The 21,505-nt window shown below is 66.2% G+C and carries 11 protein-coding genes and 7 pseudogenes; 8 read left to right on the top strand and 10 right to left on the bottom strand.

Features of this window, described 5'->3' with window-relative positions:
• Positions 1-245 precede the first annotated feature (245 nt).
• The 5 genes and pseudogenes from FB557_RS14275 (at position 246) to FB557_RS01780 (ending at position 4,610) form a co-directional block, all read left to right on the top strand.
• The gene (locus FB557_RS14275; RefSeq protein WP_211356454.1) at positions 246-539 is read left to right on the top strand and encodes a transposase; all 294 of its coding nucleotides are present in this window, start codon (positions 246-248) and stop codon (positions 537-539) included.
• A gap of 52 nt (positions 540-591) precedes the next feature.
• The gene (locus FB557_RS14270) at positions 592-1,350 is read left to right on the top strand and encodes a DDE-type integrase/transposase/recombinase (protein WP_211356453.1); all 759 of its coding nucleotides are present in this window, start codon (positions 592-594) and stop codon (positions 1,348-1,350) included.
• Positions 1,290-2,639 (top strand): annotated as a pseudogene (locus FB557_RS01790) (IS30 family transposase). The gene FB557_RS14270 and the pseudogene FB557_RS01790 overlap by 61 nt, the downstream one beginning before the upstream one ends.
• 4 nt (positions 2,640-2,643) lie before the next feature.
• Positions 2,644-2,931 (top strand): annotated as a pseudogene (locus tag FB557_RS01785) (integrase core domain-containing protein); the annotation flags it as partial.
• 381 nt (positions 2,932-3,312) lie between these two features.
• Positions 3,313-4,610 (top strand): annotated as a pseudogene (locus tag FB557_RS01780) (ISL3 family transposase).
• Between the two features lie 185 nt (positions 4,611-4,795).
• Here FB557_RS01780 and FB557_RS01775 read toward each other — a convergent pair.
• The 7 genes from FB557_RS01775 to FB557_RS01745 form a co-directional block, all read right to left on the bottom strand.
• Positions 4,796-7,723 (bottom strand): FAD-binding and (Fe-S)-binding domain-containing protein, encoded by a 2,928-nt coding sequence (locus FB557_RS01775; RefSeq protein ID WP_144855091.1) that lies wholly within the window; start codon positions 7,721-7,723, stop codon positions 4,796-4,798.
• A gap of 57 nt (positions 7,724-7,780) precedes the next feature.
• On the bottom strand, positions 7,781-9,274 hold the full coding sequence (locus tag FB557_RS01770) for a tripartite tricarboxylate transporter permease (protein WP_144855089.1): 1,494 nt from the start codon (positions 9,272-9,274) through the stop codon (positions 7,781-7,783).
• Entirely contained in the window at positions 9,271-9,681 is a 411-nt protein-coding gene (locus FB557_RS01765) for a tripartite tricarboxylate transporter TctB family protein (protein WP_170236149.1), read from the bottom strand. Before FB557_RS01765 ends, FB557_RS01770 begins: the two co-directional genes overlap by 4 nt.
• A gap of 348 nt (positions 9,682-10,029) precedes the next feature.
• The gene (locus tag FB557_RS01760) at positions 10,030-10,881 is read right to left on the bottom strand and encodes a tripartite tricarboxylate transporter substrate binding protein (protein WP_170236148.1); all 852 of its coding nucleotides are present in this window, start codon (positions 10,879-10,881) and stop codon (positions 10,030-10,032) included.
• 220 nt (positions 10,882-11,101) lie between these two features.
• The gene (locus FB557_RS01755; RefSeq protein WP_144855084.1) at positions 11,102-12,094 is read right to left on the bottom strand and encodes an NAD(P)-dependent oxidoreductase; all 993 of its coding nucleotides are present in this window, start codon (positions 12,092-12,094) and stop codon (positions 11,102-11,104) included.
• The gene (locus tag FB557_RS01750) at positions 12,091-13,671 is read right to left on the bottom strand and encodes an amidohydrolase (protein ID WP_144855082.1); all 1,581 of its coding nucleotides are present in this window, start codon (positions 13,669-13,671) and stop codon (positions 12,091-12,093) included. Before FB557_RS01750 ends, FB557_RS01755 begins: the two co-directional genes overlap by 4 nt.
• A complete protein-coding gene (locus tag FB557_RS01745) occupies positions 13,661-14,326 on the bottom strand; it encodes an FMN-binding negative transcriptional regulator (RefSeq protein ID WP_144855080.1) in 666 nt (221 codons plus the stop codon). The genes FB557_RS01750 and FB557_RS01745 overlap by 11 nt, the downstream gene beginning before the upstream one ends.
• 26 nt (positions 14,327-14,352) lie before the next feature.
• On the opposite strand from FB557_RS01745, the gene FB557_RS01740 reads away from it, so the two are divergent.
• Positions 14,353-15,675, top strand: a complete 1,323-nt coding sequence (locus FB557_RS01740; protein WP_170236147.1) for an aminotransferase class I/II-fold pyridoxal phosphate-dependent enzyme — start codon at positions 14,353-14,355, stop codon at positions 15,673-15,675.
• 60 nt (positions 15,676-15,735) lie between these two features.
• Positions 15,736-17,163, top strand: a complete 1,428-nt coding sequence (locus FB557_RS01735) for an aldehyde dehydrogenase family protein (protein ID WP_144855076.1) — start codon at positions 15,736-15,738, stop codon at positions 17,161-17,163.
• 484 nt (positions 17,164-17,647) lie between these two features.
• On the opposite strand, the pseudogene FB557_RS01725 reads toward FB557_RS01735, so the two are convergent.
• Positions 17,648-18,863: pseudogene (locus tag FB557_RS01725) on the bottom strand (IS3 family transposase).
• A gap of 99 nt (positions 18,864-18,962) precedes the next feature.
• On the opposite strand from FB557_RS01725, the pseudogene FB557_RS01720 reads away from it, so the two are divergent.
• Positions 18,963-19,453: pseudogene (locus tag FB557_RS01720) on the top strand (IS630 family transposase); the annotation flags it as partial.
• 28 nt (positions 19,454-19,481) lie between these two features.
• Here the strand turns inward: FB557_RS01720 and FB557_RS01715 are convergent.
• A pseudogene (locus FB557_RS01715) lies at positions 19,482-19,859 on the bottom strand (IS1634 family transposase); the annotation flags it as partial.
• 6 nt (positions 19,860-19,865) lie between these two features.
• Positions 19,866-21,163: pseudogene (locus FB557_RS01710) on the bottom strand (ISL3 family transposase).
• Between the last annotated feature and the right edge of the window lie 342 nt (positions 21,164-21,505).

The raw sequence follows: 21,505 nt of genomic DNA, 5'->3' as shown, positions 1-21,505 counted from the left end.
ACGACCCGCGGCCTCAAGGCGATCCGGGAACTGGACCGCGACGGCCACCCGATCAACTACGTCACCGTCGCACGCGCCGCCAACGTCTCCCGCTCACTGCTGTACCGCGACCCCACCCTGCGTCAGGAAATCGACAGGCTCCGCACGCCAGACCACGGTCCGACGCCACGACGACGGGGACTGCTGCACGGATAGGTGACATCTGATCTGTGGCGCTGAGTGGTGCCGCTGGAAGGATGTGCACTGTGCCGAAGCCGTACCCCAAGGAGTTCCGCGACGACGTGGTCCGTCTCGCGAGGAACCGTGAGCCGGGAGTCCACCTCAAGCAGATCGCTGCCGACTTCGGCATCAGCGAGTCGTGCCTGACGAACTGGATCAAGACCGCCGACGTCGAGGATGGCGTGAAGTCGGGGACGACCGCTGCCGAGAGCGCCGAACTTCGTGAGGCGAGGAAGAGGATCCGGCTCCTGGAGCAGGAGGACGAGGTGCTGCGCCGCGCGGCCGCCTATCTCTCGCAGGTGGACCTTCCGGGAAAATGACGTACCCGCTCGTCCGCGAGCTGGCCGTGGACGGGATCCCCGTCACGGTGACGTGCCGGGTGCTCAAGATCGCGCGCCAGCCCTACTACCGCTGGCTCCAGCGTCCGGTCACCGACGCCGAGGTCGAGGAGGCTACCGCGCCAACGCGCTGTTCGACGCCCACCGCGACGACCCCGAGTTCGGCTACCGGTTCCTCGTCGACGAAGCCCGTGATGCCGGTGAGCCTATGGCGGAACGAACCGCGTGGCGGATCTGCTCGGACATGGGCTGGTGGTCAGCGTTCGGCAAGCCCAAGCGCGGGAAGGCGAAGAAGCCCGGCCCGCCAGTCCACGACGACCTGTGCGCCGTCACCGACGAGCACGGCGTGATCCGGCACGAGTTCAATGCCGATGGGCCGAACGAGCTGTGGATCGGCGACATCACCGAACACCGCACCGGCGAAAGCAAGCTCTACCTCTGCGCCTTCAAGGAGACCTACTCCAACCGGATCGTGGGCTATTCGATCGACTCGAGGATGAAGTCCCGGCTGGCCGTCACGGCGCTCAACAACGCCGTCGCGAGGCGCGGCGACGTGGCCGGGTGCATCGTCCACACCGACCGAGGATCGCAAGGTGAATTCAACTGGTCGTCGCAACACCTCGATCATGGAGGTGTTCAGGGATGGCGACGAGCGACTGGCGCACGAAGACCAGCGATGTACCGGAGAGGCTTCGTCGGCAGTGGCGTGCGGATCGGGCGCTGCGCCCGCCGATGCGTTCGCCTGGACGACCCGAGCCTGCGCGGGCGGTGCAGCGACAGTTCTGGCGGTTGATCGCCACGGGCATCACCTCGGCCGAGGCTGCGGTGAGGGTGGGCGTGTCCGTGCCGGTGGGCTCGCGCTGGTTTCGTCACGCTGGCGGCATGCCACCGATCTGTCTGGCCGAGCCCACGGGCCGTTACCTGTCTTTCGAGGAGCGTGAGGAGATCGCGATCTTGCGCGCCCGAGGTCAGGGGGTGCGCGAGATCGCGCGGGCGATCGGTCGTGACCCGGGGACGATTTCTCGTGAGCTTCGCCGCAACGCCGCCACTCGGGGCGGGAAGCTGGAGTACCGGGCGGGGGTGGCGCAGTGGAAGGCTCAGCAGGCAGCCAAGCGCCCCAAGACCGCGAAGCTCGTCAAGAACGAGCGGTTGCGGCAGTACGTCCAAGAACGGCTCGCGGGCAGCGTCCGGGGGCCTGACGGCACGCCCGTCGAGGGTCCGAGACCGCCTGCGTGGAAGGGGCTGAACAAGCCGCACCGGGCCGATCGTCGGTGGTCGACGGCGTGGAGCCCCGGAGCAGGTCTCACAGCGGCTGAAGGTCGACTTCCCCGATGATGGGTCCATGCGCATCAGCCATGAGGCGATCTACCAGTCGCTGTTCATCCAGGGGCGCGGCGCGCTCCAGCGTGAGCTGGTCGCCTGCCTGCGCACCGGTCGAGCGCTGCGGCGGCCGCGGGCCCGTACGCGAAACAAGGCGCAAGGGCACGTCACCGCTGATGTCGTCCTGTCCGAGCGTCCGGCCGAGGCCGATGACCGGGCCGTACCCGGTCACTGGGAGGGCGACCTGATCATCGGTACCGGCAGGTCGGCGATCGGCACCCTCGTCGAACGCTGCAGCAGGAGCACCGTGTTGGTGCACCTGCCGCGACAGCAGGGCTGGGGCGAGAAGCCGTACGTTAAGAACGGGCCAGCCCTGGCCGGCTACGGAGCCGACGCGATGAACGCCGCGCTTACCGCGTCGATGACCCGACTGCCCGAACAGCTGCGCAAGACCATCACCTGGGACCGCGGCAAGGAACTCTCCGGCCACGCCACGTTCGCGCTGGCCACCGGCACCAAGGTGTTCTTCGCCGACCAGCACTCACCTGGCAACGGCCGACCAACGAGAACACCAACGGGCTTCTGCGGCAGTACTTCCCCAAGGGCACCGACCTGTCCCGCTGGTCGGCCGAGGACCTCGAAGCCGTCGCGTACGCACTGAACAACAGGCCCCGCAAGGTCCTCGGGTGGAAGACCCCCGCCGAGGTCTCCGAAGAGCAACTACGCTCCCTTCAACATCACGGTGTTGCATCGACTGGTTGAACCTGCCCAATTTCCAAGCCGGAAATCCGTCCGTGCACTCAACCGTCACCACATGGTCGGATCCATGGGCCGCGTCGGCGCGGCCGGCGACAACGCGGCCATGGAGAACTTCTTCGCGCTGCTCCAGAAGAACGTCCTCAACCCCCGCTTCTGGGCCACCCGCGAGGAACTTCGGATCGCCATCGTGACCTGGACCGAGAGGACCTACCACCGCCGGCGTCGACAGGCCGCTCTCGGGCGGTTGACCCCTATCGAGTTCGAGACCATCATGACCCAGCCAGCCACCCAGGCTGCCCGACCCCACCTGTCACCCGTTCGTGCAGCAGTCCCACCAGCCGCTCAACGGATGAGCGCAGCATCCCGCGAGGAACGCGTGACCTGCCTGCAGGACGAGATCCGCACCCTCAGATCCGACAACCGCGCCCTACGAGAACGACTCGCCACCGTCCTCAGTGAGGACCGCGCCAACCACACCGATTGACGGCTCTTCATACCTGCGGTGGGGGCGGGGCGACACGCCGGTGCTCGGTGATGCTGTGAGGTGAGGGTCGAGGTCCTCAGGATCGGAAGCGACCAAGCTGACCGATCTACTGAGGACCTCGGCTGTGTCTGACCTACGAGGTGTGGGTGTACCCGCGCCTGTTCGACTCACCGCTACTGCGACAACTGCGATCTGCTCGTGGGCATGGAGGGCTACCACGTGCTGGAGGTGGCCGAACGCAGGAGGCATCTGGTGGTGACGATCGAATCGCCGCCGGGGCCGCTGGGTGTCCCTCCTGCGGGGTCGTCGCAGAGAGCCACGGCCGGCGGGTCCACACGATGATCGCCGCGCCGTGCTTCGGTCGCCCGGTGCTGCTGCGGTGGCGCAAACGCACCGGGACCTGCCACGAACCAGACTGCGCCAGGCGCACGTTCACCGAGCAGGACGCACACGTCGCCGCGCCGCGGGCGCTACTGTCGACGCGGGCGTGCTGGTGGGCGATCGGGCAGATGCGCCGGGAGAACGCCGCCGTGCAGGGGCTGGCCAGACAGCTGGGTACGACCTGGCGCACCGTGTGGTCGGCGATCAAGCCGCTGCTGGAGGCGATGGCCGCCGACCCGACCCGGTTCGAGGGCGTGACCGACCTGGGGGTCGACGAGCACATCTGGCACCACGTCAGCACCAAGTCGCCCGAGGACGGCGGGCGCGGGCCGAAGGAGTTGACCGGGATGGTCGACCTGACCCGCAACGAGCGCGGGAAGGTCACCGCGCGGTTGCTGGACCTCGTCCCGGGTCGCTCCGGGCAGGTCTACCGTGACTGGCTCGACGAACGCGGACAGGGCTTCCGCGCCGGTGTCGCAGTGGCGACCCTCGATCCGTTCCATGGATACAAGAACGCCATCGATGACCAGCTCGAGGACGCCGTCGCCGTCTTGGATGCCTTCCACGTGGTCAAGCTCGGCGCCCAGGCCGTCGACGACGTGCGCCGCCGCGTCCAGCAGGAGACCCGCGGTCACCGCGGCCGCAAGGGCGACCCGCTGTATGGCATCTGCACCATCCTACGAACCGGACGAGAGAACCTCACCGACCGACAACGCGACCGACTCGAACGAGCGATCCATGCCGATGAACGCCACGACGAGGTCGACATCGCGTGGCAGTGTGCTCAGCAGCTGCGCTCGGCCTACCAGGCGGACAACCCCGCCGAGGGACGACGGATCGCCGAGCGCGTCCTGGCCTCGCTGCCGTCCTGCCCGATCCCCGAGATCAAGCGCCTGGGCACGACCCTGAAACGGTGGGGCGCAGCGTTCCTGGCCTACTTCGACACCGGCCGAGCGAACAATGGCGGTACTGAGGCCGTCAACGGTCTCATCGAGCTCCAACGCCGCATCGCCCGCGGGTTCCGCAACCGCGAGAACTACCGACTACGCATGCTCCTGATCGGCGGCGGACCCACCCACCCCGAGCACCTACCCCCACCGCAGGTATGAAGAGCCCGATTGACGCTCGTCAGCGACATGTCCTCGACACCAGACCCCATACGACACGCTGATCCCAAGAGAACAGCTCCAGATAACGGTGAACGGTCTGATCGAGCTCCAGCGCCGCATCGCCAGAGGATTCCGCACCGCGAGAACTACCGGTTACGCATGCTCCTGATCGGCGGCGGCCTCACTCACCCAGAGCGCCTACCCCCACCGTAGGTATGAAGAGACCCTTTGGGGTCCCTACTACGGGACCGGCGAGGTTCGCGCGAGAGCAGCTCGACCAGGTGCACGCCCTCGCGCTCGGACAGGTCCGCGATCTGGGTCTGGCAGGAGAAACCGTCGGCGAGGACGACGGTGTCCGCCGCTGCATCCCGGATCGCCGGGAGCAGCTGCAGCTCGGCCACCTGGACCGAGACGTCGTAGTGCCCGAGCTCGACCCCCCAGTTCCCGGCCAGACCGCAGCAGCCGCCCAGTCGGGTGAGCGTGGCGCCGGTGCGGGCGAGCAGCGCCTCGTCGGCGCTCCAGCTCATCACCGCGTGCTGGTGGCAGTGCGGCTGGGCGACGACCTCGGTCCCGGTCAGGTCGGGTGCGTCCCAACGACCCTCGTCGATGGCCGTGCCGAGCAGCTCGGCGATCGTGCGCACGGTGGTCGAGACCTTGCGCGCCGCGGCGGAGTCGACCAGCCGTGGCAGGTCGTGGCGCAGGGCCGCGGTACAGCTGGGCTCCATGCCCAGCACCGGGATGCCCGCGTCGGCCGCCGGGGCGAGCACGCGGACGGCGGCCTCCATGGTGGACTTCGCCGCGTCGAGCTGGCCGGTGGAGATGAGGGTCAGGCCGCAGCACAACGCCTCCGCCGGGACGAAGGGGGTGAACCCCGCCTCCCGCAGGAGCGCCACCGTGGTGCGCCCGACGTGCGGTGAAAAGTGGTCGGTGAAGGAGTCGACGAAGATCGCGACGGGGTGCTCGGCGCCGGCCATCTGCGCGGCCGAGGCGATCATCCCTTCGCGCTGCACCCAGGTGCGGAAGGTCTCCGCCGCGAAGGTCGGCAAATTGCGACGGGGGTCCACGCCGGCGGCGGGGAGGGTGAGCTTCTTTAGCCCCGGCAGCGAGGTCATCGCGTTGACCAGGCGTGGTGCGTGTGAGGCGATCCGGGCCAGCTGCGGCAGCCGGCCGAGCGAGTAGTGGCTGCGGGGGCGCAGTCGTCCCTTCCACGTCTGGTGCAGTGCCTCGGCCTTGTACGTCGCCATGTCGACACCGGTCGGGCAGTCGCTGGCGCAGCCCTTGCAGGACAGGCACAGGTCGAGGGCGTCGTGGACCTCCGGCGAGCGCCAGCCCCCGGTGACCGTCGAGCCGTTGAGCATCTCCTGCAGGACCCGGGCACGACCGCGGGTGGAGTCCTTCTCCTCCCCCGTCGCCTGGTAGCTGGGGCACATGACCGTCGTGGACGTCCCGGCTGCGCGGCACTTGCCGACGCCGGTGCAGCGATGCACGGCCTGGCTGAAGTCGCCGCCGTCCTCCGGGTAGCCGAAGGCCAAGGGCACGGCGGCCTTGCGGGCGGCCGGGATGCGCAGGTCAGCATCGACCGGGGCCGGGTCGACCAGGACGCCGGGGTTGAGCAGATTCGTCGGGTCGAAGGCGTGCTTGACGGCGCCGAAGAGCGCGATCGTCTCGGGGCCGTACATCCGCGGCAGCAGCGCCGAGCGGGCCCGACCGTCGCCGTGCTCCCCCGACAACGATCCGCCGTGGGCCGCGACGAGGTCGGCGGCCTCCTCGACGAGCGAGCGGTAGCGCTCCTGCGCGCCGGGGGTGTCGAGCTCAATGTCGAGGCGGATGTGCAGGCAGCCGTCGCCGAAGTGCCCGTACGGCAGTCCCTGGACGTCGTGCTGCGCAAGGAGGTCGTCGAAGGCGCGCAAGTAGTCGCCGAGGCGGTGTGGTGGGACGGCCGCGTCCTCCCAGCCGGCGTGGGCGGGGCGGTCCCGCTGCGAGCGCGCGGACAGGCCCGCGCCGTCCTCGCGGATCTTCCACAACGAGCGCGCCTGCGCGGGGTCGGTGACGACGCGGGCGTCGAGCGACTCGATCTCGCGGCAGATGTGCTCGGCGGCCGCGGTCGCGCTCGCGATGTCCTCGCCCGGGACCTCGACGAGCATCCAGGCGGCGCCCCGCGGCAGGTCCGGGACGGCCTGCGGTCCGCGGCGCACGCGCACGACGTCGACGATGCGGGAGTCGATGCCCTCGGCGGCGATCGCACCCAGGCCCTTGAGCAGGTGGGCGACGTCGCCGGCGGCGTAGATGTCGGGGAAGCCGAGCACGGCCAGTGCGGTCGCCGGTGGGTCGCTCACGAGCCGCACCCGGGCGTGGGTGGCCATCGCGAGGGTGCCCTCGGAGCCGACGAGCATGCGACCGACGTCGAGACCGTTTTCGGGCGCCAGGTGCTCCAGGGCGTAGCCGGAGACCTGCCGTCCGAAGGTGCCGAACTCGGTGCGGATTATCGCCAGGTGGGCGTCCCGCAGGTCCGTCAGCCGGGCCACCAGGGCGTCGTCACCGGTCAGCGTTGGGGGTCCCCCCGCCACTCCCGTGGTCGCGGACAGGCGCGTACCCGCCGCGGTAAGCAGGTCCATGCCGACGACGTTGTCGCTCGTGCGGCCGTACCCGAGGGCGCGGTTGCCGCAGGCGTTGTTGCCGATCATGCCACCGACGGTGCAGCGCGAATGGCTGCTGGGGTCGGGACCGAAGCGCAGACCGACGCGACGGGCCTGCGCCTGCAGGGTGGCGTGGATCGCGCCGGCCTCGACCAGCGCGGTGCGGGAGTACGGGTCGACCTCGAGGACGCGGTTCATGTACCGCGAGGTGTCGATGACGATACCCGGGCCGATGGCATTGCCGGCGATGGACGTACCGGCTCCACGAGCGGTGATCGGCACGCCGGACTCACGGGCGAGGGTCAGCGTCGCCTCGATCTCCTCGACGTGCCGCGGGAAGACGACGGCGCGCGGGGGCACCCGGTACAGCGACGCGTCGGTGGAGTACATCCCCACCGTCAACGTGTCGCTGCGCACGTCGATGATTCCGGAGCGCCTTAGGGCCTCGGCCAAGTCGGTCGTGGTCATCGCACTCATGTCCCGATTCTTCCTCCTCACTCCGGGCCCCATCAGGGGATCGTTAGCCGCAACCTTTTAAGTCTCGGTGCCTGTTGAGCGGAAGTTCGAGAAAACAGAGCGCAGCACCGGTGTCAGCCCGGTGAGGAGGCTCGCGATGAGCAGGATCATAGGGATCGGTTCTAGGATCCACGAAAAGTTGCCGCCGGAGATGATAGTCGCACGCCGGAAGCCACTCTCGGCTATCGGCCCAACAATTAGGCCTATAACCATGGGGGCAGTCGGGTATCCGCCCTTGATCATGACGTACCCGAGGGCGCCGGCTGCAATCATCACCGCGATATCGAAGACGGAGCCACGGACGGCGAACGAACCCACAGCGCTGAGACCGATGACGCACGGCCATAGGTACCTCGTGGGGATCCGGGTGATCTGGCCCCAGGCCCGCACGCCGAGCAACCCAACTGCGAGCATGATCACCGGGATAATCACCAACGCCCAGAAGAGCGCCATGACGAGGTCGCCGGAGGCAGTGAACAGTTGTGGGCCAGGTCGCAAACCGTGCACCGTCAGCGCGCCTATAAGGACCGCTGCCGCCGAGTTTCCAGGGATTCCGAGGATCAGTGTCGGGGCGAGCGATCCCGGCACCGCAGCGTTGTTCGCCGCCTCAGCTGCGGCCACCCCGCGCGGGTCGCCGTGTCCGAAGTTCGACTTGTCCCGGGCTAGTCGTTTGACTTCATTGTGCGCGACGAAGGCGCCGATGTCGCCTCCAGTGCCCGGCAGTGCGCCAACCCCGAATCCGATTACGGAGCTGTACGCACTCGCGGGAAGCAGACGTAGCAGCTCGCGGCCGGGGAGCCGATACGACCCGGGAGTCAGTGCGTCCCCCGACTCCAGTCGTCCAGCGCTTTCGAAACGCAAGAACGCCTCCGCGACACCAAACAGCCCGATGAGGACGGGGATGAAGCCAAGCCCAGCCAGCAACTCGGTGCTGCCGAACGTGAAACGCGCCTGACCACTGATCGGGTCTAGTCCGACCGTGGCGATAAGTAACCCGAGCAACCCACTGATGAGTCCGCGCACCATGCTGCCTTGGGACATGGAGGCGATGAGCGCGAGGGCGAAGACGGCCAGCATGCAGAACTCGGCGGGGCCAAAACGCAACGCGTACTGCGCGAGGACCGGAGCGAAGAACAGCAGCAGGACACCACCCACGATGCCGCCTAGCACCGACGCGACGAGGGAGACAGTCAGCGCCCTACCAGCCTGACCCTGCTCGGTCATCGGATATCCGTCGAGAAGCGTGGCGGCGGAGGCCGGGGTGCCGGGGATGCGCAGCAGGATAGCCGGGATCGAACCAGCGTAGACACTGGCGAAATAGATCCCGAGCAACATCGCGATGCCGTTCAATGGCTCGAAGATGAAGGTGAATGGCAGCAGCACCGCGATGGACATCGTCGTGCTGAGGCCAGGCATCGCGCCTACGGCGACTCCGGCAATAACCCCAATAACCATGAAGAGGAGCGGCTGCCACTGGAGAATCAACCCTAGTCCAGCAAAGATGTCACTCATTGCAGCACCTTTTCGATCTGGCCGAGCGGCAATGGAACGCCGAACACGACGTAAAATAGAAAGAAGGTTGCAATTGCGAAGATAGTCGGCACCAGCACTAACGGCCGCAATCGTCGCACGCCCATGATTAGCAGACCGCCTGCGATAAGAACGGTAGTCGGCAAGATATAACCCAACGACTTGAGCATGAAGTAGTAACCCACTAAGAGCGCGAACGCACACGCGACCCGCAGAATCTCCGGGCGGGCTAGGCGTACCTCCTTCTGCTCTCCGCGTTGCAACAGCAGCATCACCCCGAGCGTGATAAGGCCAACCGCGATGATGCGGGGGTAGCCATCCGCGCCAGGATCACTCGGTCCTTGGCCGGACAGCCCGGCGGTCGAGAGGATGACAGCGATGCCAAGCACAATGAAGATGCTTGGACCCACATATCGCGTCAGTGCGTTCCAAGGTGGTGCCATTGGTACCTACTATCGGTTTCGTTCCGCATACTGGGCCGTTGAGGGTCCAGAGGCTCTCGAGGCTGATGAGACGAGTCGGCTAAGGCAGTCTGTATGGGTGCCTCCTGTGACAGCTGGTTGATCACCTCACGCCAGACAGGTTTGGGCGCTCCGGGCCGGTGGCGGATGAACCGTTCAGGGTCGGCGGTGGAGCAGCGTCAATGGCAGTTTGATGCTGACCACGGCCCTGTGGCACCACACATTTTCGTGATGCCACGGGGCCGCAATCTGCCTCCGCGGCAATCCACCACCTGGTCAGTAGAGTTCGTCGATGAGCGGCTCAAACCGGTCATATTCGGAGTTTATGAAGTCGGTGAACTCCGCTCCGTCGCGGTCAGCCACGCCCATGCCGATCTCGGCACGGAACTCGCTGAACTCTTCGGACGAGACTGCCTCACCGAAGCAGGTGCGCAAGGTCTCCACCCGCTCCTCCGGAATGCCTGCAGGGGCAACACTGCCGATCCAACTGCCCATCTCCCAGTTGACGCCTTCCTCCTTGAGGGTCGGCACTTCCGGAAGCGCCTCGGATCGCTCCTCAGCCATAGTGGCTAGCCCGCGCAACTTTCCTGCCTCGATCTGTTCCTGCACCTCACCGGCTGAGGGGCTCATCGCCTCCACCTGACCACCCAACACGGCAGGTATCATGGCGGCGGCACCATCGAAGGGGACGTACTCAGTGAATTCTGTGTCGAGCTCGAGGGCCAAGCCCCGCACTGCGAGGTCCCACGTGCCACCGGGCCCATTGGTGGCGGCCCGGATCTTCTCGCCGCTGGCGAGGCCTTCTTTGAGGTCATCAAAAGTCTCGTACGGGGAATCTGCCCCGACGGTGAGAACCGCCGGGTTAGCGGCCAGTTGCACCAGGCCGGTGACATCCTTCGGACTGAATGACGCCCCGTCCAGGTGATTGAGTATGGCCAACTCGGTGGTGGCCGTGCCGATTGTGTAGCCGTCCGGATCTGCGTCGATGACGGCCTGGTGCCCGGTCGCGCCTGCAGCACCAGTGACGTTACTAACCACGATCCGGGTACCGCAGGTGTCCTCGGCCAGAGACGCTAGATGGCGGCTGATTAGGTCGGTGCCACCACCGGCCGCCCACGGCACGATCATCTGGATCTGCTCACTGGGGAAGGAGTCCTCCCCGTCAGCCGAGCCTGTCGAGCCCGAATCGGAGCATCCGACGAGTGCCGCAGCGCTGACAACCGGGATGAGCCCGAATGCTGCGAGGCGGCCACGACGGCAAGCAGTCGTACGTCCTTGAATAATTCCCATGGTGTTCCCTTTCATGTGTGGTAGGCCGTGGAAGAACCCACGCTACCTGCTCAGCCTGTTAGTCCGTCGCCAATGGAACCGAGTTCTTCGCGTCTCTTCCTTCCATAAGCCTGACCGCCTGCTCGGCGAGAAGGTCGACCTGAAACCTCAGTGACGCCGCAGTGTTTCCACCGACGTGTGGGGTGATGAAAACGTTGGGCAGTTGCCATAGCAGGTCGTCGGCTGGCAGTGGCTCCGGGTCGGTGACGTCGAGCGCAAACTCAAGACGACCACTCCGGGCTTCCTCGTGAAGCGCTGAGGCATCCACCACCGAGCCACGCCCGATGTTAACGAGCACCGCACCGTCAGGCATCGCGGCAAGATGTGTCCGGTCGAGGAGGCCGTGGGTGAACTCCGTCTCCGGCAGACTGCAGACCACCGCGTCGTAGTGTGGGAGCAAGTCGACAAGTTCCTCGATGGCGTGCACCCGAGTCCCGTCGGCGAGGTCGCGACCATGATGTGCAACACGAGCGATCTCCACCGAAAAACCCGTAAGCAGTTGCTCCACCGCGCTCCCGACCCCGCCGTACCCCAACAGCAGCACCCTGGAGCCGACCAGTCCGGCCGTACGATGGTTATCCCACCGGGCACCGGTACGGACGAAACCGGGCAGCTCCCGAGTGGCCGCGAGTAGCAGTGTCACGGCAAGCTCCGCGGTGGGGAGCTCCATCACTCCACGGGAGTTGCACAGTACCGCGCCCGTCGGCACACACCCCTCGAGGCCTTCGACACCGATCGACAATGCCTGGACCACCGACACCGACGGGTACAGTTCTCGCGTCCGGCGCAGCACCTGAGTGCTCACATACTGCCCGGTTGTCTTCTCTTGCGTCGTGTGGTAAGGGATTACCAAAAGGTCGATTTCGGCTGGGTCAGCGGCTGAGGCATCCGGGTACTTCGGGCTCCACTTCAGGAGGCGGAGCTCGCCAGACGCCGTACGCGGTGCGAGCCGCTCGGCGACCGCGTCGTAAAGATAGTCGTACGGCAAGGACATGACGATGCTGCGTGTCACCGATGCCACCTCAGTTCACCGTTAACAGCGGTGGCTGTGACGCCGATCCCGCTGATCTCCTCCGTGGGCACCGTCCATGGGTCGCGGTCCAACAGGCACAGGTCGGCGTAGAAGCCCGGTCGCAGCCGGCCGAGGACCCCCTCTAGGCCGGCGACCCATGCGCCGTGGACAGTGAACATCTCGATCGCCTCTTGCACCGTGACAGATTCCTGCGGTGCGTAGGCTCGGCCGGTGACGTTGATGCGGTCGACAAATGCTTGGATCGCGGTGAGAGGCGTCCCCGGCAGTGGCCGATCAGTGCTGCCGACCAGCCGGATTCCGGCGTCCAACAACGAGCGGCCACGGTAAAGCCAATCGGCCCGGTCCGGCCCGAGGATTTCGGAGAAGTCGTGTACCGAGTCGTGGATGAATGCCGGCTGCGTGACGACGGTCAAGCCGAGGCCAGCCAGCCGTGGGATCTGATCTGGCCGGATGGCCCCACCATGCTCAATGCGGTGTCGGTGCTCACGCGGGTGACGATCGAGCGCCTCGGCGAAGCAGTCGAGCGCGAAGTCCACGGCCGCATCCCCGATCGCGTGCACCGCGAGCTGCCAACCTGCCGCGTGCCCGTCGAGGATCGCCTCGCGCAGTTCTGCCGGTTCCCGTTGCCAGTCACCGACGTTCTGCGTCCCAACGTACGGGTCGGTCATTCGCGCCGCGCGCACCATCATTCCGCCGTCGAGCATCACCTTCTGGGCACCGATCTGAATCATACTGCCGGCGCCCAGCCCAGTGATCGGCCCCAAGTCGTGGCCACGACTGAAGCCCTCGCTGGGGTGGGCGTGGACTGAGTGGAAGGTGTCGAAGCTCGGCATCAACTCAAGACGCACCGGGAGTCGGCGCTCACGTTGCAGTTGCACGTAGGCGCGCAGGTCCAACGAGCTGAGCGCGAGGAAGCCGCCGATACCGGCCTCGGTGCAGAAGGTGACGCCGTCCCGACCCGCTGCAGTTGAGGCATACTCGACGAGGGCGGCGATCTCCTCGGTGGAGTACGGGAGTCGCTGGGCGCGGACCAACTCTTGGTGCCCCTCGACCAGTAGCCCGACTCGAACGTCCCCGTCCGCCCGTGCCGCAGGGTCGGTAATCCCCTCGATAACAGCTGTCGACACGACGGCAGCGTGGCTGGAGATGTGCCGCGCCCACACCCGTCGCCCGCTGCCCGCCCTGTCCAACTCAATCGCAGTGAGGTGCCGGCCAAGTCGACGCTGATCGTAGCCAACAACCTCGACCCACTCGTCATCCGCTAGGTGCCGGGAACCTCGCGCGATGATGTCTAGCGCAGAATCCACGCTGTGGGCCGCGGAGACATCGACAGCAGTGATTGCCTGACCGCTGAACTGCAGGTGGGTGTGGGCGTCGATGAAGCCAGGCAGCAGCGTACCGCCCGCCGCGTCCACGCGGGTCGCGGCAGTACAGCGATCAAGTTGTTCGTCCAGACCGACGATGGTGCCACCGAGCACACCTAGCCGAGTGGCGCGTGGACGGTGCGGATCGAGGGTGCGGACGTTGGCATTCTCAATGATGAGATCAAGTCGCATCGGGCGTCTCCCTCCTCTTGGCAGCCGCGTGCATCTGGTCGGCGAGGTAGTGGTCGGCGCTTGCGCCCGATGCCCACAGGCAGGAAGCGACGCTGTGCTGGTCTTCCAGCGATCGGTTCTGACCAAGCTTGGCTTTAATCTCGACCTCTTCGACCAGCACTCGGAAACCGATGATTTGCGGGAGCAACTGATCCATCCGACGATGGGCGGTGTCGTCCATCGTCCACACCGGCCCCTGGGCGCGCCTTATCTGCTCGTGGTGAGCGATGAGGTCGACGAGGTGTGCGCGCAAAGCGTCATCGTCCTTCATCACAACGGCGGGACCAGCCAGATGCGCGACCGTGAAATTGTAGGTCGGCAGACCAGGCTGCTCATACCACGCTGGGCTGATGTAACTGGTGGCCCCCTGGAAGATCGACAACACCCGTGAACCGGCCTGAATCGCCTCGGCGGCCGGGTCAGCCAGCGGAATGTGGCCTACCAACTCGAGCCGGTCGGCATCCGCCGACTTGCTTGGTAGCGACCGCTTCAGCAGTAGCGGCACGTGTGCGACTCGCAACGGGTCCTCGACTATCAGCGTAGCCAACGAGTAGTCCCGAACGAGTCGGTCCAGAGCGTCAGGCTCCGTCTCAGCGAATACAGGGTTGATCCACATTGACTGCCCCAGTACAGTTTGTAGGTGTGCTGAACATTGAGTGGGCCAGCGTATCCTCTTCACAAGAGGTTGTCGAGACCATCGTGCTGGCGGTGCGCCGCGGGGAGCTCGGCGAGGGATCGCCGTTGCCGTCGATCCGAGAAATCGCGCGGCTCTCCGGGCTCAGCCCAGGTACCGTCGGGCTCGCCTTCCGAATTTTGCGCGAGCGGGGCGTCATTTTCACCAGTCACGGTAAGCGGGCACGCATCTCCAACAGGCCGGTGCAGCATCGCGCCTTCGAGATGCGAATCCCCGCCGGCGCGGTGAACCTCGCGGTGACGGGCCCGGATCCCAAGTTGCTTCCCGACGTCAACTGGCTGCTCAGCGCCGGACTCTTCCGCCCGACGCTCTATGACCAGCCGCACGTCGATGGCGAGCTCGGTGCCGCGCTGACCGACGGATTCACCCGCGACGGCATCCACGGAGAGCTGACGATCACCAACGGGGCGCTGGATGCATTGGAGCGGCTGTTGCTCAGCTGCGTGCGGCCGGGAGCAAACGTCGTTGTCGAGGATCCAAGTTGGGGCATGGCCCTCAACCTCCTCAATCTGCACCGCTTTAATCTCGTCGGGGTACCGGTGGACGACTACGGTCTGATCCCAGAGGCGCTGGCGGACGCGCTGTCCACCGGTCAGGTCGCCCTCGTGCTACTCACTCCCCGAGGGCAGAACCCCTACGGCAGCGCGATGAGCGCTGAGCGCACAGCGCTGCTCTCCGACCTGCTAAGTCGGCACCCCGACGTCATAGTGGTCGAAGACGACCACGCCGCACTGATCTCAGATGCCCCCGCGACGACATTGACTGCCGGTCGTGACCGCTTCGCGGTGATCCGCTCACTAAACAAGACGCTCGGGCCGGATCTGCGGCTCGCTGCGATGATGAGCGATCCGGTCACGGCCGACGACGTGCAGCGTCGACAGTTGCTTGGCCCAGGGTGGGTTAGCCACTTCACGCAGCGACTCGCAGCTAGGCTGTTGACGGATTCGACCACTCTCAACGGCGTTCGTCGTGCCGAAGAAGAATATTCGGCACGACGGAAGGCTCTCCTCGCTGCGCTAGACCAGCATCACATAGCGGCACACGGCCGATCTGGCCTCAATGTGGCGATCCCGGTGCCTGATGAGACCACCGTCGTCTCCGACCTTCTGATCTCGGGCTGGGCGGTGCGGGGCGGTGCCGACTTCCGGCTCAGGTCGCCGCCGTTCATCCGTGTCTGCACCGCCCAACTGCCACAGCAGCGCGCCCCCGATCTGGCGACCAGCATCGCTCTGGCCTTGAGAGGACGCCGATCGTCGTCTCTCGCGCCCTAGCAGCTACACCCGCGTCGTCCATGATCAGCCGCAATCGTTCCTAGTTCAAGGAGAGTACCGATGCCCTCGTTCCACAATTACATCAACGGACAACGAGTCCCTGGTGATGAATACCAAGAGAACATTAACCCGTCTGACACTACCGATGTCATCGGCCTCTTCCCGCGCAGCAGCGCCGCTGTCGTTGACGACGCGGTCGAAGCCGCGCGATCCGCGCAACCGGGCTGGTCAGCAACTTCCCCCCAGGTGCGCGCCGATCTCCTCGAACGCATTGCGGCCGGAATCCTCGACAACGCGCAGCGGCTCGGTGACTTGCTGGCTCAGGAAGAAGGCAAAACCCTGCCTGAAGCGATCGGTGAGGTGACCCGGGCAGGTCACATCTTCCGGTTCTTCAGCGGCGAGGCGCTGCGAATGTCCGGCGAGCGGATCGACTCCACCCGGGACGGCGTCCGCACTGGCAGCATCCGCGAGTCAGTTGGAACTATCGGTATCATCACACCGTGGAACTTCCCGATCGCGATCCCGGCCTGGAAGGTCGCACCGGCACTGGCCTACGGCAACACGGTCGTGCTCAAACCTGCTGAACTCACCCCCGCCAGCGTGAGCGCCTTGGCAGACATCATTCACCAGGCGAATCTGCCACCGGGGGTATTCAACCTAGTTATGGGCCAGGGTTCGGTTCTCGGTGACGCACTGGCCCGCCATCCACTCATCGACGCGATCAGTTTTACTGGCTCGGAGCGGGTCGGTGAGCAACTTGCCGCGATCGGGGCCGAGCGACTTATGCCTGTGCAGCTGGAGATGGGCGGAAAGAATCCTCTCGTCGTGGCCGCGGACGCCGATCTCGAGATCGCCGTTGACTGCGCGATTCAGGGTGCATTTTATTCCACAGGCCAACGCTGTACCGCCTCTAGCCGGATCATTGTCGACGAACGCATCCACGATGACTTCTTCAAGCGGTTACGCGCTGAGATGTCGGCCCTCGTCGTGGGCGACGCTCGCGCGCCGGGGAGCCACATAGGGCCAGTAGTGGATGCCCGCCAGTTGCAGACCATCCTCGACTACCTCGGCATGGTCCCCTCAAGTTCCCTCTACGGTGGCGACCTGCTCGATGGAGACACCGATGGCTTCTACCTCAGCCCAGCGCTCATCACCAACATGCCCAACTCCCATGTCACGAGCAGGGAAGAGATCTTCGGCCCGGTCGCATCCATCCTCCCTGCCGGGTCGTACGACGAAGCACTTGCCATTGCCAACGACACACCCTTCGGTCTCTCCGCCGGGATCTGCACCCGCTCACTCGCCCTCGCCGAGGACTTCCAGCGACGATCCGACGCCGGCATGGTGATGGTCAACGTGCCCACCGCCGGGGTCGACCCGCATATGTCCTTCGGCGGACGCAAGCGCTCAAGTTACGGCGCCCGCGAACAGGGCACTTCGGCAAAGGACTTCTTTACCCAAGTCAAAACTCTCTATGTACGGCCATGACAGCCTGGGCGACAACGCGTGCGCGACCTTTTCCGCGTCACTGGTTCGCGTCGGAGCACGCCTCATCACACGACGGTCAGCTATAGGCCAAGGACCGCTACCGAGGCGTCGTCAACCCGTTCCATCTCGCCGATGGTCAGGAAGCCGATCGGCTCGGTGAGGCAATTTGGGTCCACAGTGGCCGAGCTGATCACGCATGACTAAGGTCTGCTGATCGCCGATGGCCGATGGCCGATGGAGAGCGGAAGCTAGTGTGTCGCGCCGTAAATTCGTGCTATAACTTATAGAATGAGGCATGGCACGCACCGGACGCCCGAAAGCCTTGCTGGAGTTGACCGCTGAAGAGTGTGAGCTGTTGTAGCGTTGGGCGCGGCGACGGAAGTCCTCGCAGGCACTGGCGTTGCGCTCACGGATCGTATTGGCCTGCGCCACATGCATGTCCAACAGGGATGGGGACTGCTGCACCGATAGGTGACAGGTTGGGTCAGGCGGCCTGAGTGGCCGGTGTGGTCATGATCGTCTTGTACTCGATGGGGTCAATCGGCCGAGGGCGTCCTGCCGTCGGCGTCGGTGGTAGGTCCGTTCGATCCAGGTGACGATCGCAATCCGCAGCTCGTCACGGGTGGCCCAGGAACGCCGGTCCAGGACGTTCTTCTGTAGCAGGGAGAAGAAGCTCTCCATGGCGGCGTTGTCGCCGCAGGCGCCGACCCGGCCCATCGAGCCGACCATGTCGTGCCGGTGCAGCGCGCGGACGTGCTTCCTGCTGCGAAATTGGGACCCTCTGTCGGTGTGCAGGATGCAGCCGGCGACGTCACCGCGGCGGGCGAGCGCGTTCTCGAGGGCGGTCACGGCCAGGCGGGACTGCATCCGCGAATCGATGGAGTACCCGACGATGCGGTTGGAGAAGGCGTCCTTGACCGCACACAGGTACAGCTTGCCCTCGCCGGTGCGGTGTTCGGTGATGTCGGCCAGCCACAGCCGGTTTGGGGCGTCGGCGGTGAAGAGGTGTCGGGTCACGCCGTGCTCGTCGGTCACGGCGCACCGGTCGTCGTGGGCCGGTGGGCCGGGCTTCTTGCCCTTCCCACGCTTGGGCTTGCCGAAGGCGCTCCACCAGCGGTTCTGTGAGCAGATCCGCCACGCGGTGCGCCCCGCCATCGGCTCACCGGCATCACCGGCCTCGTCGACCAGGAGTCGGTAGCCGAACTGCGGGTCGTTCCGGTGAGCGTCGAACAGAGCGTTGGCCCGGTACGCCGCGGCACGGTCGGCGTCGGTGACCGGCTCCTGTAGCCATCGGTAGTACGGGGCCCGCGCGATCTTGAGCACCCGGCACGTCACCGTCACGGGGATCCCGTCGACGGCCAACTCGCGGACGAGCGGTGGGGGCACCTCCCGCTTGCGGGGGAACATCATTTTGGGCCGATGTTCGCCTGGGAGAGGTAGGCCGCCGCGCGGCGCAGCACCTCGTTCTCCTGCTCCAAGGTGCGGATCCGACGTTTGGCCTCGCCTAGCTCGGCGAGTTCCTCACGGCCCGGGCCGGAGCGGACCCCGGCGTCGCGGTCGGCTTGGCTCATCCAGTTCGTCAGACACGACTCGGAGATCCCGAAGTCCTTGGCGACCTGCTTCAGCGTGACGCCGTCCTCACGCTGACGGGCGACCCGTACGACGTCATCGCGGAACTCCTGGGGGTAGGGCTTGGGCACGGTGCACATCCTCTCCCGCGGCACCTCTCGGCACCACAGATCGGTTGTCACCTATCGGTGCAGCAGTCCCATGTCGCCACCCAGGAGCAGGTGTCGGCGCCGACGGTGGGTAAGTGGCGCTCGCGGTTCGCCGAGGCGCGCCTGGACGGGCTGGCCGATGACCCGCGCCCGGGCCGTCCGGCCACGATCACCGTCGATCAGGTCGAGGACGTCGTGGTCACCACGCTGGAGTCCACGCTGGAGAATGCCACGCACTGGACCCGCTCGAAGATGGCCGAGCGGTCCGGGCTGAGCAAGTCCACGATCGGGCGGATCTGGAAGACGTTCGGGTCAAGCCTCACCGCGAGGACGGGTTCAAGCTCTCCACCGACCCGCTGTTCATCGAGAAGGTCTACGACGTCGTCGGGCTCTACATCAACCCACCCGAGGCCTCGGTGGTGCTGTGCGTGGACGAGAAGAGCGAGGTGCAGGCGCTGGCCCGCTCCCAGCCGGCATTGCCGATGATGCCCGGGATGCCTGAGAAGCGCACCCCCGACTACGTCCGCCACGGCACCACCAGCCTGTTCGCGGCGTTCAACACCGCGGATGGTTCAGCCTGACTCGTGCCATCGGGGTGTGTCACTGAGGGGTGAGGTCGAGGGCTTCGAGGATCGATCGCGCTGCAGGGGTCAGGGGATCACCGGCGTGGTGCTCGTGGCCGGCGATACGCACGCGGATCTGCTGGATCGGGCGCAGTGCCTGGACGATCTTCTTGATGCTCATCCCGGTCACGTCCTGCAGGTAGCGGCCGATCGCGAGGGCGGCAAACACGACGGTCAGGTGCGCTTCGATCGCCTCGCGGGTGTGGTGGAACATCGGCCTGGCGCGCAGGTCACTCTTGCTCATCCGGAAAGACGCTTCGACCTGCCACAAGTCGTGGTAGCTGGCGATGACCTCACCCGCGGGCATCACGTCGGCCGGGATGTTGGTGACGTACCCCTTCAGGCCGACCAACCGGGCTCTTCATACCTGCGGTGGGGGTAGGTGCTCGGGGTGGGTGGGTCCGCCGCCGATCAGGAGCATGCGTAGTCGGTAGTTCTCGCGGTTGCGGAACCCGCGGGCGATGCGGCGTTGGAGCTCGATGAGACCGTTGACGGCCTCAGTACCGCCATTGTTCGCTCGGCCGGTGTCGAAGTAGGCCAGGAACGCTGCGCCCCACCGTTTCAGGGTCGTGCCCAGGCGCTTGATCTCGGGGATCGGGCAGGACGGCAGCGAGGCCAGGACGCGCTCGGCGATCCGTCGTCCCTCGGCGGGGTTGTCCGCCTGGTAGGCCGAGCGCAGCTGCTGAGCACACTGCCACGCGATGTCGACCTCGTCGTGGCGTTCATCGGCATGGATCGCTCGTTCGAGTCGGTCGCGTTGTCGGTCGGTGAGGTTCTCTCGTCCGGTTCGTAGGATGGTGCAGATGCCATACAGCGGGTCGCCCTTGCGGCCGCGGTGACCGCGGGTCTCCTGCTGGACGCGGCGGCGCACGTCGTCGACGGCCTGGGCGCCGAGCTTGACCACGTGGAAGGCATCCAAGACGGCGACGGCGTCCTCGAGCTGGTCATCGATGGCGTTCTTGTATCCATGGAACGGATCGAGGGTCGCCACTGCGACACCGGCGCGGAAGCCCTGTCCGCGTTCGTCGAGCCAGTCACGGTAGACCTGCCCGGAGCGACCCGGGACGAGGTCCAGCAACCGCGCGGTGACCTTCCCGCGCTCGTTGCGGGTCAGGTCGACCATCCCGGTCAACTCCTTCGGCCCGCGCCCGCCGTCCTCGGGCGACTTGGTGCTGACGTGGTGCCAGATGTGCTCGTCGACCCCCAGGTCGGTCACGCCCTCGAACCGGGTCGGGTCGGCGGCCATCGCCTCCAGCAGCGGCTTGATCGCCGACCACACGGTGCGCCAGGTCGTACCCAGCTGTCTGGCCAGCCCCTGCACGGCGGCGTTCTCCCGGCGCATCTGCCCGATCGCCCACCAGCACGCCCGCGTCGACAGTAGCGCCCGCGGCGCGGCGACGTGTGCGTCCTGCTCGGTGAACGTGCGCCTGGCGCAGTCTGGTTCGTGGCAGGTCCCGGTGCGTTTGCGCCACCGCAGCAGCACCGGGCGACCGAAGCACGGCGCGGCGATCATCGTGTGGACCCGCCGGCCGTGGCTCTCTGCGACGACCCCGCAGGAGGGACACCCAGCGGCCCCGGCGGCGATTCGATCGTCACCACCAGATGCCTCCTGCGTTCGGCCACCTCCAGCACGTGGTAGCCCTCCATGCCCACGAGCAGATCGCAGTTGTCGCAGTAGCGGTGAGTCGAACAGGCGCGGGTACACCCACACCTCGTAGGTCAGACACAGCCGAGGTCCTCAGTAGATCGGTCAGCTTGGTCGCTTCCGATCCTGAGGACCTCGACCCTCACCTCACAGCATCACCGAGCACCGGCGTGTCGCCCCGCCCCCACCGCAGGTATGAAGAGCCCCTTTGACAGAGGTTGATCGCGCAGGTCCATCTCGCCCACGGTGGAGGCAGTGCTTGCCTGGGAAACCCCTGACAACGCAGTGACGTGGGGGCCCGTGACATCTGGGCAGGGGCTGTTCACCTGACACCTCATGGGAGGAACAACCACCGT

It is taken from the genome of Marihabitans asiaticum, assembly GCF_007828725.1.
Lineage (GTDB): Bacteria > Actinomycetota > Actinomycetes > Actinomycetales > Dermatophilaceae > Marihabitans > Marihabitans asiaticum.
This window is presented reverse-complemented; position numbering and strand designations above follow the sequence as displayed.

What these genes read in the sequence shown, in the direction of transcription:
- FB557_RS01775 (WP_144855091.1), bottom strand. Translation starts at nt 7,723, where the DNA reads ATGAGTGCGATGACCACGACCGACTTGGCCGAGGCCCTAAGGCGCTCC.
- FB557_RS01770 (WP_144855089.1), bottom strand. Translation starts at nt 9,274, where the DNA reads ATGAGTGACATCTTTGCTGGACTAGGGTTGATTCTCCAGTGGCAGCCG.
- FB557_RS01760 (WP_170236148.1), bottom strand. Translation starts at nt 10,881, where the DNA reads ATGATCGTGCCGTGGGCGGCCGGTGGTGGCACCGACCTAATCAGCCGC.
- FB557_RS01750 (WP_144855082.1), bottom strand. Translation starts at nt 13,671, where the DNA reads ATGCGACTTGATCTCATCATTGAGAATGCCAACGTCCGCACCCTCGAT.
- FB557_RS01745 (WP_144855080.1), bottom strand. Translation starts at nt 14,326, where the DNA reads ATGTGGATCAACCCTGTATTCGCTGAGACGGAGCCTGACGCTCTGGAC.
- FB557_RS01735 (WP_144855076.1), top strand. Translation starts at nt 15,736, where the DNA reads ATGCCCTCGTTCCACAATTACATCAACGGACAACGAGTCCCTGGTGAT.